This window comes from uncultured Chloroflexus sp., assembly GCF_937951745.1.
GTDB lineage: Bacteria > Chloroflexota > Chloroflexia > Chloroflexales > Chloroflexaceae > Chloroflexus.
In genome coordinates this window covers 26,534-40,795 of record NZ_CALFBQ010000028.1, presented here as the reverse complement: position 1 = coordinate 40,795, position 14,262 = coordinate 26,534, and the positions used below count along the sequence as shown (strand labels likewise).

Genomic DNA, 14,262 nt, shown 5'->3' with positions numbered 1-14,262 from the left:
CACCGTGACGAAGCAGATTGGAAGGAAGATCTAACCGATCCAGTGCCCGCACCATAGTTTGCCATTTTCGGCGTGGGCCAGTGCCGAAGCCGCCCCGTGTTGAGATTCCCTGGCTTTCTAAAAATTCGCGGAACAATGGGTAAAGTTCCATCAAGTGGAACGTGCCGTAACCTTCCGTGTAGCCAAGAGACTCTGCTATGGCCACTCCGTTACAGTTTAGGCGGTTATACAGGCTGCTCCGACCAAAAGCGCTCGTGGTCGTGAGCGCAACGAGATGGGGAAGCAAAATGCGCTTCTCCATCTCGGTCACACGCTCGGCGTATTTCCGCTGATACGCACGCCGAATCTCGTTCGAGGCGGCCGTCAGTGCAACCAGCTTTCCCCCTAAGAGGCGATTGTACGGCGGTACAGCGCCTAACGTTTGAATGTCCATCGTCTGATTGACCAACTCTGTCTTCCTGCCGGGAGGATAACAGAAGAGACGGTCCCGCGCCGGAAAACTAAGTGGTGGAGATTGCAACGCCAGCAAGCCGATCAGTTTCTGATTGGATCGATCAACGATCAGGAACCTCAAGCGGCGACCGAAGCCTTTAGAGAACGGGATAGACCAAAGTAATCGAGCTATGCGAAAGAGATGATGGTGTTGCTCTGTGACCACTTCAACCAATTCCGGATCGATACGCTCCGGCGTGATGTCATCACCATTTGCAAAGAACGGAAGATAGCGAGGAAGATGTCGCTGAAGCCAATGCTGACGAGTGATTACTTCTAATTGTGAAGCTGGCTTATGGATGCGTCGCAAGCCCTCCTTATCAGCGGAAAGAGGGTGTAGCGTACCATCCTCTGCCAACACAAATCCGGCTTCTTTAAGCCTATCGAGCACAAGTTCCTTTAATTCTTCTGCATCCACTCGAACGGTCTTTATCGTATCGTGCTTGAGGAGGAACGACACCTAACCAACACACCTTCAAGGCTGGGCTAACGGTTTGCTTTAGCCGATAATGGGTGAGGCGAGATAAAGCTTTAAGCGTAGGAAAAGCCTTAAACCAGAACAATGCCTGTAAGTTGGAACGAGTCCCGCCAGTCGACTGCACACTTGGTTGGGCAACCTTTACGAACGCAAGATTCACCAACTGTCAAAAGATACCTAGCATTCTTTGATATACCGAATATTATACACCAATTTATAAACGCAAGATTCACCAACCGTCAACAGGCACCGCCGACTGCTTCACATGACCCAATTTTACAACAAACCTCACTTTTGTAGAACTTACGGTTGAGAATTGCGTTTCTCCCTTCCAAAAAGGCGCTATTCTCAACTGAGTGCGGCATATCAGTAGCACAAAGCTGACGTTTCCAACACAATGTATACATTCATCCTCTTGACTTTGACAAGGCGTCAAAGTTTATACTGGCGGCATCAACTTCAACAAAAGAGAAACACTATGAAGAAAGTCGTTGTCAACAAACACGGCGGGATTGAGGTTCTGGAATTCCCCGAAGCGTGCCTGCCCGAATCTGCGCCAGACGAAGCGCACCTCAAAGTCATCACCAGCAGTATTGGCTAGGCGGAGATAATGGCGTGGTACGGTCAATATTTTGGGGAGAATAACAAAACACCCAGAATGCCTAGTAATGATGTCATTGGCATTGTGGATAAACTCGGCAGCAGCGTTGCTTCCGTCTAGGTTGAGCAGACCGTGGCGGCAATTCTGTTTAAGACGGGCGGCAATAGCGAATATGTCTGCATTCCGCAGCAATTTCTAGTTCCCGTTCCTGAGGCGCTCGATTCTGCGGAAGCGACGGTGGTGATTCTCAATAGGCTGACTGCCTACGCCTCCTCGCACTGTACCCTCAAAGTGAGGTAGACGAGAAAATCTTTGTCACCAACGCCGCAGGCGGGGTGGGGACGATGGTGGTGCAACTGGCAAAACTGGCTGGGTTGGACATGTACAGTTCAGCCTCGATGGGCAAACTATCTCTCGTCAAAAAATTGGGTGCAACGCCGATTGATTACAGAACTGAAGATGTCGTCACGCGAGTGCGCCAGTCGTCGGTCGGCGGCGTGGATGTGGTGATGGACATAGCGGGGAATAATGAAATCAATCTGTTTAACGTCTTGAGCGACAGAGGTGGTAGGATTCTATGGTAGGGGGCGGTCGCTTTTGGGGAGCTGAAGCAGCGCACAATGTTCAAAAAAATTCGTCGATTCCTATGCGCGCTCGATTTTTCAGCCGCAAACAAAAATTTGCCTGCTTTGGTGACCTGCCCACTATGACTACGAACCCCCCAGTGGTACCGACAAATGCTGTTAGAGTTGTTCAATCTGGTGGTCAATGGAAATTGAAGGTGATTATTGGTAGGTACCTCCCTATGCAATTTTTGTAGTGCTAGCAAGAACAGACTTCATATTCTCATCACAGTGATAATAGAGAAAGTATTGACCAAGCCATGCATTATCCAACCCGGTACAATGCTCTCAGATTTTAGTCTGATCCAACCCATCATCAAGCCAGAAACGAAGGGTAAAGAGAATGCAATCGGCCAAAGGCGCGGTTCAATGGTCAGTAACAACAAATGAGGCAGGGTGAAGATTGCTGCTTGAATCGCATTGGCTATCCAGAGTCTTGTCCGTCGTCCCAACCAACTACCGATTAGTCCACGAAAGAATAATTCTTCTCCTAGTCCAGTCTCAAACAATCCGTAGACTAAGGCTGACAGAATGTTCGTCGCTGTCAATGGCTGACCGACAAATCGGCTCACTCCTAAGTTTTGCTCAGTCAACATGCTTGTTGGAATGAGTTGAAGAGTACCCCTATGATGCAACAATCATTAGAAGAGTAAAGCTGAGAACCCACAAGTAGTAGCGGCTTTGGCTTAACGTCAAACCCAATCATCTCGTAATTTCGCGACTGTTGAGTCTCTCTTTCAATTTCATTACAAGAGCGTAGATGACCACAGGGATACTGTAAATCGTTAATGACATCATACGTTTCGCTCCGAGTGCAGAAGTTACGATTCAGAACACAGCAGAGCTGTCCGCTGGAAATGCTCGCTGGGCGCAGACGCCAACTACCGCGACACCCGCTCGCCTTCACGCACCTGTTTTTTCTGCGGGGAGGGTGAACCGCCACTGCAACACTCACAATTGTTATACACAACGGCGAGCAAGATGCAACTTCCCGAACGCCGCTGCGCTTCAACCGCCACGCTAAGCGAGGCCATTGCGGGCAAATCGTCCCGACCAACCCGATAGCCCGCTCCGCCGACCGGTACACCGTACTATAGCGGAAGGACTTTGCTATCCAGCCCGGCTGTCAGCCCACGCACCCTGACCCATCAGCCCTATGCCGGACCAATCTCACTGAGGGCGATGAAGCGTTCGGAATCGGTTGCGGGCGACGACGGCAGGCAAGGCGACCGAGCCGTAGCGTCCACGACCAACCCTCACTCTGCTAGGAGAAGATCGCAGGCGCAACACCTAACGGCAGGCGCTCAGCGCGTATTTCCCTGATAAAGCTCAACTCTGCGCCCAACGGTTGGGTTCAGGGGCGTTGTGGTGCGTAGTGGAGCAACATCACCTGAAACCCGACCGTTGGGCTGCCCGTTGCATTTAGAATGCGGACGTGTACTTTTCTCATCTTGAATGTTTGCCAGACTCCATAGCGAAATGGATACGCTCAAATTCTGAAGTCGTGGATGTTCCCCTTTTATTATCGGTCTCAGGGTTTCACTTATCGGCTAGTTTGATGTGACGGGCCGCTTCAAGAGGTATCTTGGACTACTTCGATGAGTTCGCAACTAAAATATAACTTTACATCACCTTTCCACCATCAACCGTTAGTAGTCGACACATATGCACCCGTACTCCAATTGTTAGGCATACTCCATCTTGATTTGTACCTTCAATGACTAAGTGTTTAATTGGGTCTTTTGTAAAATTCAATCTTGTTCGTACAAATTGTATCTCATGCACGGGATTGCTCGCCCCCATTCCGATATGCTTTCACCAATATTTTGACAACCCATCCTTTTATAAAAAGGTTCTGCGTTGGGGTCGGCTTCAAGTTCAAGATATTGTCCACTAGATGATTTTGCTTGTTTTATTGCATGTTCAAAAAGTTTTCTTCCTATACCTTTGCCGATGTAGTCTGGTAGAATCCATAGATCTTCTAATATTACGGCAGGTAAACGCGTTTTCAAACGATACCAGCCAATGATGGCTAAGTTAAAACTTGCCAAATATACTTGATCTGTGCAAATTTCTTCAGGGGTAATAATGGGAGTTTTAGCCCACTCCAATATTATTTGCTCTGAATAGCCCCAGTACCTTTTAGCGGCTATCGCTATTTGTTTGAGCCTTTCTGAATCTTCAGGTTGCGCCTTAGTTATCTCAACGTTTATCATCACAACTCCTTGATGCTGTTACCGTTCTTACAAACGCCTAACGGCCTGCGCTTCACCTGCACTGTGCAGCGGCGTTAGATGCCAGCGCGGGTTGGGCTATCCTCACTCACGCACAGAGCGCAAGGGTGTGGCAACTTGGCTATTAATCACTCGCTCAATGCGAAACTGCGGCAAGGGTTCGATCAGGTTTTCAAAAAGCCGCCGACCTCCGTTGAACAGTACAGGGTAGGGCGATTTCCAACTCGGCCACCACACTGAGGTTTCAGGTATTGCTAGATGACGCTTGCGCCCCCTGAGATGCGAAGATCGCGACTGCCTGCGGCTTCCCGACCCAACTCAAGGGCGCATTCGGCTCCCTCAGTAACGAAATTGAATGTTATGCACACGCATCGGCCACAGGTGAGCCGAGCGTAGCCCCGAGGCGAAGCCTGTCAGGTGTATGTACATAGTCGGGGAGGGCGTTCGCCAACCGATCAAGATTGATTTCGCCTCCTCGTCGTATGGCTGTTCCGAAGACTTGCCGAAGACAGCCAACCAGCCAAAGCCGCGTATGCATATGCCGCTCACACCTAGCCATTCAATCATGCGTAGGACGGCAGAAACCACGTCAAGTAGGCGTGGGATGCTATGCGCTACGCATCACGACGGATAAGCAACTCAGGCAACGTCACCCCGCACTGCGCGTTGTCGCTACTGACCAAACACCACTGCGAGCATCACCATGACAAAGTTGTACACGCCATGTACGATGGCTGCTGTGGTGGTGTTCGTATACTTTCGGACTAACCCACACACCATCCCGCCCACAAAGACAACCAGCAACGCATCCCAGTGGTATTGAAAAGCGTGCAAGCTGGTGAAGAAGAGATTCGAGAGCCAGATGCCTAGTCGCGGTTGCAAGACGCCACGTACTCCTAGCTCTTCGCCGAGGCCGGCCGTCACGCCGATCACCAGCGCCCCAATAGGGCTAATCGCGAACGCCATCAGTTCACCGAAGGCTTCTTCGTCAGTGGTCGGCCACCCGAGCGTCTGCCACAGCGTATCCATCAGGGGTAGAACGAGTGACATTAAGCCGGCCAATCCTAGCCCAATCCCCAGCCCAATGAGCAGATGGCGCAGCGTCGGGCGTACTAGACCTAGCCGTTCCAGTGTAGCGGCCAGATCACGGCGAATGCCAAAACCGACGGCCAGAAATGCCGCTGGGATCGTCCATACGAGACCGTAAATCTCGCTGCGTAACAGTTCATCAGCGCTCAGATCGCTTAGCTCATTGCCGCTGAGGATAGTAACCAACGCTAGCAATGGTGGTTTGCCGGTCACCAGCAGCGGCACAATTAGCATCAGCGTCAGACTTACAATCACCATTAATGCGACGGCATGGACAAATGAATTGGGATCAATCGGCAGCAGACGCGCTAAGCTTTGCCGTACCGGCGGTAATAGGGTGAGCGTGCCAATGCCAATGGCAACGAAAATACCCAAGATTAAGAGTACGATGCTAAGCGCATCGGCCGGTGAGAATGCCGGTGGCTGGGCGGGATCGATCCCTCCCGGTGGTAGATCGAGCAGGGTTATCACACCGAGAACAAAGGTGTAGAGTGATGCCAAGCTAAGCATGAGCGCCAACCAGAGACCGGTAGCGAGCCATGCCCAGTTGAACTGCGAACCGGCGAAATAGGCCAGCACAGCCAATCCGACGAAGGGTAGCGCGTTGAAGCTGGCGGTGGTAAACATGCCTAGCTCGCCGCCAACACTAGCGCCAAGACTGACGAGCAGAACGTATAACGCAATCCCGGCAAGCCAGAGGCCCGGTCGGCGGATTGTTGGTGGTTGTTCGGGTGTGAGTACCAGCGGTTCTGACATCGGTTATCTCCTTTTGGCAGCAGAATGGTGGTACGTGCAGTGTGCCAGATATGATGCTGGGACGCAAGGGCGCAGAGGGGCACAAAGAGGCCAAGACGCTAGGGGTGGGTACTAGGGGAGCTGACGCATCCTGTTCCACGTACCCTCTGCGTGCTTGGCGGTCTTCGCGGCTTTGCGGTGACGATCTTGGCGTCTGTTATCACCTTTGCGTCTGTACGTTACGTATGCACCGCTACCTGTGCTAGTAGGTCATCTAGTCGGACACCGGCTAAGGTGGGCAACACGACGTGTGCTTTGCCCACTCGCTCAGCCGGGCCGATCCCAACCACGGTAAATCCACCGGCAAGCGCAGCTTCGACGCCGGCAGTGGCATCTTCCACCACCACACATTCAGCCGGTGACAAATCGAGGAGCGTGGCAGCGTGTAAGAAGAGGTCGGGTGCCGGTTTCTGCCGGGTGACGCTGTAGCCGTCGGCAACGGCGTCGAACAGGTCGGCAATACCGAGCCGCTCGATCACTTCGCGCGCGTTTTTGCTCGCCGAACCGAGTGCCGCTTTTAGGCCGGCGGCGCGGATATCGCTCAGCAGCTCACGTGCGCCGGGTAAGACATCGCGGGGCGAGATTTCGCGAATGTATTCGAGGTAGTAGCCGTTTTTGCGCTCCATCAGCTCGTTGAGCGTCGCTTCGGGGAGGATGCGCCCTTTGAGCAGCATCAATAGCGACTCGCGGCGCGGGATTCCGCGCAGCGCTTCATTTTCTTCACGCGTAAATGGAATGCCGAGTTCGTCGGCGAGTCGTTTCCATGCCCGGTAATGGTATTCGGCGGTGTCGGTCAGTACGCCATCAAGATCGAAGATGAATCCTTTGATAGACATCAAGCCGTCCTCATTATCTATGGCGCAAAGGAGGCCAAACGCAAAGGTGCAAAGATCGTTGGCATGTTGCTCCTTCTTCGCAATTCCGACGGTACGCGCGATCGCATCCTCATCCCCAGCCCTCTCCTACTGGTGCGGGAGATGGGCGCTGCTGCGTTCCGCTCTACCATGCCTCTCCCGCTATCCAGCCGCTCCCCATCGCTCGCCGTCAGGTAGGAGAGAGGGCTGGGGGTGAGGGCCGGTGACAAAGATGCAAAGGCGCTATGGGTTTGTCATTGTTCGTATCACCACGCTTGTACCGGCCATCCAATACCTTTGCGGCTTTGCGTTACCCCTCTTTGCGGCTTTTCATTCATCAACCCATCGTGTAGTGACCATTCGGGTAGCACGTAATCGTATGAGTTGTGCCACGCAAGGTAAAACGGTAGGTCAACCGCCGCCAGTGGCTGGGCAGGCGCGGATAGACTGCCCACGTTCCATCGGGATGGATGCGAAGTCCACCGAAACCGAACACGACCGCCTGCCAGACCCCGCCCGCTGAAGCGGCATGAATGCCGTCACCAGCATTGCCGCGCACGTCGCGCAGGTCGGCTCGCGCCGCCCGGATGAAGTGTTCGTAGGCTTCGGCGATGTCTCCCATCTGGCAGGCGACGATCGCCTGTATCGGCGGGCCGAGCGATGAGCCGTAGGTGTGATCGGTGCGAGGCGTGTAATAGTCGTAGTTCACTCGAATCTGACTATCGCTGTACTGTTCGCGCAAGAGGAATTGCAGCATGAGCACGTCGGGTTGCTTGATCGCCTGATACTCGTTAGCCTCCTCAATACCGAAGATTTCGTGCATCGATTTGGTGCGCGGTTCATAGTCGGCTAAATTGACGTCTTTTAACTGGAAAAAGCCATCGAATTGTTCAATGAGACCGTTTGCACCAACGTTCACGCATATCTTTTCGGCGACCGTCTGCCAATGTTGCAGACGATCTGGTGTCAGATCGAGTTGCCGTCGCAGTTCGGCGGCTTTTTGCGGCGCGTGCTGATCAAGCCATGCCAGCGTCTCGAGGCCGGCCCGCAGGTTCCATTGCGCCAGTAGGTTGGTGTAGGCGTTGTTATTGACGTGATCGTGGTATTCGTCGGGGCCGATCACATCGGTGTAGCCATAGCAGCCGCGTTCAGCCAGCCATTCGGCTCGCGAGGCGAAGAATTTGGCCGTATCGAGCACAATTTCGGCCCCACGCTCGATGTACCATGGATCGTCACCGGTCGCTTGCCAGAACTGCTGTACGGCGTAGGCCACATCTGCCGAGATGTGAATCGCGAGATCGCCCGTCCAGACGCGGGCCAGCTTCTTTTTGTCGTGGAAATCCGGCACCCACGTCGGCGTTACCTCTTCACCGGTATCAGCGCTCTCCCAAGCGTACCACGCACCCTCATAGCCAGCGGCGCGCGCTTTGGCGCGGGCCGCCGGCAAGGTGAAGTAGCGGTAGTCAAGCAGATTGCGCGCGATCTCCGGTGCGGTGTAGGTAAAGAGCGGCAACATAAAGATTTCGGTGTCCCAGAAGGCATGGCCGCGATAGCCAAAACCAGAGAGGGTTTTGGCGCCGATGTTGACCCGGTTGTCGCGGCGGGGAGCGGCGATCAGTAACTGGAAGATGCTGAAGCGCACCGCCAGATCGGCCTCGTCATCACCTTCGATTACTATTTGGCAGCGCTCCCACTCGCGCGCCCATACCTGCCGTTGCGCGGCCAGCGCGCTCTCCCAATCGGGGGTGGCTTGGAGGTGGCGATGGGCCAGCTCAAGCGGCGCAGCAGTATCGCGAGAGGTAGCGATCCCCACAAACTTCGTCACCACGATCGGCTGGCCAGCCCGCGCGACATAGACCTGTTGCACCGTCGGTACATTCTCGACATCCCAAAAAGCGGTCTGGGCCGCGTTGCCAAGTAGGCGCATTGCCAGTGCCAACTCGATCCTGCTTTTACGGGTGCGAGTGCGCAAAAAGACCGTACCATCAGTGAGCTGGCCTTGCGTAAGCGGCTGCCAGTGCAACAGACCTTCATTGTCGGTCTGGCCGTTGATAGCGGCGCGCAACTCGACCTGCCCGTCAAACTCAGGGATGATCTCGCAGCGCAGCGCCAGCAGGTGTTCGTCGGCCAGTGACGCGAAGCGGGTGAAGATCAGTCGTGCCACCCGGCCCTGCGGCGACTGCCAGCGCACCTCGCGCCGCAGCACGCCGCTCTGCAAATCGAGTTCGCGCCGGTAAGCGAGAATGGTTCCGGTCGCTAACGAGAATTTCTCGCCGTCGAGTAAGACATGGAGAGCGAGCCAATCTGGAGCGTTGGCCAACTCGGTGACGACGATAGGAGCATCGTCAAACACACCGTGGATAAACGTCGCTCGCCGGTCGTTGGGGTAGCCCTCTTCGAACGCGCCGCGGGTCGAGAGATAGCCGTTGCCGATGGTGAAGATAGTCTCTTTGTGGTGTTGTTTGGCTGGATCGAAGGTGTCTTCAGAAAGAATCCACATAGTTCACCTGTGTGTTAAGCCGTAACGCAACAGTGCAATGCCCCAGATCACCCCTCTTTTGAACCGGTGGCGGCAATGCTACGCACGAAGTATTGCTGGAAGACGAAGAAGATGATCAGGATGGGCAGTGTATTAAAGATCGAACCGGCCAGAATGACCGAGTAGAGCGTATAGTATTCACCGCGGAACCACTGCAACCCAATTGGCAGTGTGAACTGTTCGGGTGAGCGCAGCACCAGCAGTGGCCACATAAAGTTATTCCACGCCCCTTGGAAGGTGAGCAGGGCAAGCGTAATCAACTGAGTTTGGCTGATCGGCAGCACGATGCGGAAGAAGGTTCCCCACCGGCCCGAACCGTCCATCATCGCTGCCTCTTCCAGCTCTTTAGGGAACGACTTGTAGAACTGGGTCATCATAAAGACGCCAAAAGCATCAGCCATACCGGGGAGGATGACGCCCCACGGGTTGTCGATCAGGCCAAAACCGGTCGGGATGCGCAAATCACCGAGTTGCAAGCCGCCGCGAATCAAACCCGGCCCAATGATGAGGAACGAGGGGATAAGCGTGACCACTCCCGGCATCATCATCGAGATCAAGAGCAGGTTGAACCAGAAGCTCTTGAGCGGAAATTCGATGCGAGCGAAGGCATAGCCGGCCATCGCGCAAAAGAGGACACGGAAGATCGTGATGATGACCGAAATAAAGACGCTGTTCCACACCCAGCGCGGGAAGAGCTGGAACGTGCCGAGAATAGTGATGTAGTTGTCAAGGGTGAACGGAATTGGCGCCCAAATCGGTGGTGTATAGACATCGGCCACCGGCTTGAACGAAAAGACCAGCGTAAAGTAGAGCGGCGCCAGTGAGAGCGCAGCCCAAAAGGCCAGCATGGCAAAGAAGAGATACTTGCGCAGGCGGTCAAAGAAGACGGTGCGCGCGTAGACTTGCGTTTGGGGAGAACTGGTCGTCACTGCCATCGTTACGTGCCTTTCTATCGCTCAGCCCCACTACCGCTGCCTTCAATCACCCGCCGCTGCAACAGCGTCACTGCCAGAATGATCAGGGTCAAAATCACCGCCAACGCCGAGGCTTGGCCCATCTGGATGCGGGTATCGCGGAAAGCCCACTTGTAGATCAGATAGGTGATGGTGGTGGTGCTATCGAGCGGGCCGCCGTTGGTCATGACGAAGATCTGGTCAAAGACTTGGAAACACCCGATCACGCCGACCGTCACCACGAAAAAGATCACCGGACGCAACATCGGCACCGTGATATAGAAGAATTTCTGCAAACCGTTCGCGCCGTCGATCTCAGCCGCTTCATAGACGGCTAACGGAATATCTTGCAAACCGGCCAAAAAGATGAGCATGAGCGTACCACTGGTGGTGAAGATGTTCATACCCATAATCACGTAAAACGCGGTGCGCGGGTCGTCGAGCCAGTTGACCGTCAGACCAGTGATTTGGTTGAAGATGCCCTGCGGCGCGAAGAGCCAGATAAAGATGAGCGAAATCACTACCGATGAGGTCACTGAGGGCAGGTAGAAAATGGTGCGAAAAAAGCGCTGAAAGCGCAGATTCTGATCCATCGCGAAAGCCAGCACCAGACTGAGAAAAGTCTGGATCGGCACCACGATCAGCACATACTTAAAGGTATTGGGCAGTGCCTTCGCGATAAAGAGTTCATCTTCCAGCACGCGCTGATACCCTTCGAGACCCCACCAGCGCGGTGGTCTGAGCAAGTTGTACTCGGTGAACGAGAGGTAGACCGCGTATCCTAGCGAGATCAGACTAAAGATAATGAAAATGATCAACCACGGCGAGATAAAAAGATAGCCATTCAAGGCATCAACCCATTTGCGGCGGTCGGTTCTCGTTCGCATAGCCTCTTCTCCGTCGGTGGCGGGGTATGGGTATCTCCCCAATGCATGTCCGCTCTATCGTGTCAGACCTACCGGACTTTTCAACACCTGCGTAGCTTATGGAGTGCGGCAACTTGACTACCGCACTCCATACACGTCAGCGCATCGCCTTGCGGATCGCCTCAGCAGCCTGCTTCATTGCCTCAGACGCCGGCTGGTTCTCTTTGAACATCCGCTCAAGCGCCTTGGACATCTGATCATTGACATCTGAACCGACCGAACCCCAGAAGAAGGGTTTAGCACCGAAGAACGAGCCATTAAAGATCGCCGCCGAGTTGGGGTTATTCTTCAGATAATCGCTGTTCTGCAACGCTTGGCGCGACGGCAAGGCGAAGCCGCTCTCGAGCACTGCCTTCTGGCTCGCTTCACTGGTCAAGAAGTTAACGACCTTCCATGCCGCTTCAGCATTCTTCGTATTGGCCGAGATACCCCATGCCACGGTAAAGATCAAGTTGCCCTCGCCACCCGGCCCGGCTGGTGGCATCACCACGCCATACTTGGTGTTGGGGAACTGATCGCGCAGATAGGGAATGAGCCAACCACCTTCGTAGACCATCGCGCACTGGCCCTTGCCGAAGAGCGTGCCTTGCCAGCCTTCGCCAAGATCCGACGGCAGCGCGCCGATCTGATTGGTGCGGAACGAAGCGTAGAACTCGGCTGCCTTCACTGCCGCTTCACTATCGAGGGTGGTGTCGGTAAAGTCGCTATTCATAACCGTGCCACCATTTTGGAAGACAAAGACCGGGAACCGGCCCGGATCGGGCGGGGTGCAGAAGCCGTAGACCGGACGGTTCGGATTGCTCAGGTCGGTCAGCTTCGCCGCCGCATCGCGCAAATCGTCCCATGTCCAGTCATCAGTCGGGTAGGCAAGACCGGCAGCATCAAACAGATCCTTGTTATAAAACATACCGAGGGTGTTGAAGTCCTTGGGAATGCCGTAGGTCTTGCCCTCGTAGGTGAAAGCATCAATCAGCGCCGGGATGAAATCGCTGCGCGAGACGCCACTAGCCTTCATGAGATCGTCGAGCGGGAGCAGGGCATCGTTGGCAGCCAGCTCTAGCCACCAGAAGATATCGACGTAGAAGATGTCTGGCTCAGTGCCGGATGCAATCGAGGTGAGCAACACCTGCTTGTAATCGCCGGTAATTGGCTCGTACTTGACCAGAATATCAGGATTTTCGACCGAAAACTTGTACAGCAACGACTCAAGCAACGCGGTTTCCGCCGGGCTTGAGGCCCAACCCGATAGACGTACCGTCACCTTTTCAGCCGGCACGACAACCGTCTCCTTGACCGTTACTGTTTCTTTGACCGTCACCGTTTCACGTACAGTCTGTGGTTCCGTTGGTTGCGACTGGGTAGCAGTCTGGCCACAAGCGCTTAGGCTCAGGGTCAGCACCGTCAAGACGAGCAGGAATTTGAATAGGCGATTCATACGTACTCCTTTTTTTAGGTGTAAAAACATACCATCGAAAGTTGTGAGAAGTAATACGTGTTCAGACCATTTTTTACCCTCCTTCTGTTGCACAATAGCCGGCTACCCGACCATCATCGGCTGACGATCAGGAACGCAAATTGTCGTGAGCTATCAGGACGAAGCGCGAATAATGAGGGAAGGTTGCAAGAGTACTTGCCTTTGTTGTGGTTCTCGCCCCTCAACGAGCGCCACCAGCAGTTCGACGCATTTGCGGCCGGCCTCGGCAATCGGTTGCCGCACACTGCTCAGCGGCGGAAAGAGATACTGTGCCATCGGCGCATCATCGAAGCCGATGATGGCCAGATCGGTTCCAATCGTCAGGCCGCGTTCGCGGGCCGCGGCCATCGCCCCAATTGCCATGGTGTCGTTTAGGGCCATGATTGCAGTCGGACGGCGATCGGCGGGTAGATCAAGCAAATGCAACGTCATTGCCCGGCCAACCTCAAAGGTGCCTTCACCGCGCAGGATATAGCCCGGTTCGGTCGCGAGTTGGTCAGCTTGCATGGCATCGAGGTAACCCTGCAAGCGATCATTGCCGACCCGCGAATCTTCGGGCCATGCCAAGATCGCGATCCGGCGATGGCCGCGTCCGATCAAATATTCCACTGCTTGCCGCGTGCCGGCTGCGCCATCAATATCAACCCACGCAAAATCCCATTCCGGGTTGGAGCGACCAAACGCGACAAACGGAAACTGCTGCTTTAAGAGAAACTGAATCCGGGGATCGTGATAATTCACGCTCGACAGCACAAAGCCGTCTACATTGCCGCTTTTGATCAGATCGCGGTAAGTTTCGACTTGCGCCTTGCCTTCTTGGAAGGGAAACGGGAGCACGTAGTAGCCAACCACGCCGGCTTCGCGCACCATGCTGCTCAAGAATTGGTCGAGAATATGATTTACCTGACCGGGTTCGGTTTGCGTCCACGAATACCCGATCATGAAGCTGCGACCGGCCCGCATATTGCGGGCAATGCGGTTAGGCCGGTAGCCAAGCTCTCGCACCGCCGCCTGAATCCGCTCCATCGTTTCAGGCGCAACCTGCATCTCACCGTTCAGCACCTTGGAAACAGTTTGGTAGCTGACCCCGGCGCGTGCCGCTACGTCTTTGAGCGTGACTTTGGTGGCTGTCATAGGCGATGCGTTTCTTTTAAGGCGAACGTTCGCCTTTATCATACATCTGTCAATTGCGGTTGTCAAGAGG

At 54.4% G+C, this 14,262-nt stretch carries 12 protein-coding genes; 2 read left to right on the top strand and 10 right to left on the bottom strand.

Annotated elements, in window-relative coordinates; translation table 11 throughout:
- A partial coding sequence (locus tag Q1A59_RS07670) for a Druantia anti-phage system protein DruA (RefSeq protein ID WP_299644709.1) occupies nucleotides 1–952 on the bottom strand: 952 nt, incomplete at its 3' end.
- A 496-nt stretch (nucleotides 953–1,448) separates the two neighbouring features.
- On the opposite strand from Q1A59_RS07670, the gene Q1A59_RS07665 reads away from it, so the two are divergent.
- Together Q1A59_RS07665 and Q1A59_RS07660 are read left to right on the top strand one after the other, a co-directional pair.
- Nucleotides 1,449–1,571 (top strand): hypothetical protein, encoded by a 123-nt coding sequence (locus Q1A59_RS07665; protein ID WP_298403861.1) that lies wholly within the window; start codon nucleotides 1,449–1,451, stop codon nucleotides 1,569–1,571.
- Between the two features lie 344 nt (nucleotides 1,572–1,915).
- On the top strand, nucleotides 1,916–2,155 hold the full coding sequence (locus Q1A59_RS07660; protein WP_298403858.1) for a zinc-binding dehydrogenase: 240 nt from the start codon (nucleotides 1,916–1,918) through the stop codon (nucleotides 2,153–2,155).
- Between the two features lie 254 nt (nucleotides 2,156–2,409).
- Here Q1A59_RS07660 and Q1A59_RS18160 read toward each other — a convergent pair whose 3' ends face one another.
- The 9 genes from Q1A59_RS18160 to Q1A59_RS07620 all read right to left on the bottom strand — a co-directional run bounded on the left by Q1A59_RS18160 (nucleotide 2,410) and on the right by Q1A59_RS07620 (nucleotide 14,192).
- Nucleotides 2,410–2,790, bottom strand: a complete 381-nt coding sequence (locus Q1A59_RS18160) for a lysostaphin resistance A-like protein (RefSeq protein ID WP_367280875.1) — start codon at nucleotides 2,788–2,790, stop codon at nucleotides 2,410–2,412.
- Between the two features lie 1,155 nt (nucleotides 2,791–3,945).
- The gene (locus Q1A59_RS07655) at nucleotides 3,946–4,410 is read right to left on the bottom strand and encodes a GNAT family N-acetyltransferase (protein ID WP_299644705.1); all 465 of its coding nucleotides are present in this window, start codon (nucleotides 4,408–4,410) and stop codon (nucleotides 3,946–3,948) included.
- 690 nt (nucleotides 4,411–5,100) lie between these two features.
- Nucleotides 5,101–6,273, bottom strand: coding sequence for a CPBP family intramembrane glutamic endopeptidase (locus Q1A59_RS07650; protein WP_299644702.1), 1,173 nt, complete (start codon nucleotides 6,271–6,273; stop codon nucleotides 5,101–5,103).
- 218 nt (nucleotides 6,274–6,491) lie between these two features.
- Complete coding sequence (gene pgmB / locus Q1A59_RS07645; RefSeq protein WP_298403849.1) at nucleotides 6,492–7,148, bottom strand: beta-phosphoglucomutase; 657 nt, start codon at nucleotides 7,146–7,148, stop codon at nucleotides 6,492–6,494.
- Nucleotides 7,149–7,503: 355 nt separating this feature from the next.
- Nucleotides 7,504–9,666: a glycoside hydrolase family 65 protein gene (locus Q1A59_RS07640; protein WP_299644699.1), complete on the bottom strand. Its 2,163-nt coding sequence runs from the start codon at nucleotides 9,664–9,666 to the stop codon at nucleotides 7,504–7,506.
- 47 nt (nucleotides 9,667–9,713) lie between these two features.
- Nucleotides 9,714–10,640, bottom strand: a complete 927-nt coding sequence (locus Q1A59_RS07635; RefSeq protein WP_298403845.1) for a carbohydrate ABC transporter permease — start codon at nucleotides 10,638–10,640, stop codon at nucleotides 9,714–9,716.
- A gap of 14 nt (nucleotides 10,641–10,654) precedes the next feature.
- Complete coding sequence (locus Q1A59_RS07630; RefSeq protein ID WP_298403843.1) at nucleotides 10,655–11,545, bottom strand: carbohydrate ABC transporter permease; 891 nt, start codon at nucleotides 11,543–11,545, stop codon at nucleotides 10,655–10,657.
- A 136-nt stretch (nucleotides 11,546–11,681) separates the two neighbouring features.
- Nucleotides 11,682–13,019, bottom strand: coding sequence for an ABC transporter substrate-binding protein (locus Q1A59_RS07625; protein WP_298403841.1), 1,338 nt, complete (start codon nucleotides 13,017–13,019; stop codon nucleotides 11,682–11,684).
- A gap of 153 nt (nucleotides 13,020–13,172) precedes the next feature.
- Entirely contained in the window at nucleotides 13,173–14,192 is a 1,020-nt protein-coding gene (locus tag Q1A59_RS07620) for a LacI family DNA-binding transcriptional regulator (RefSeq protein ID WP_298403838.1), read from the bottom strand.
- Nucleotides 14,193–14,262: the final 70 nt, after the last annotated feature.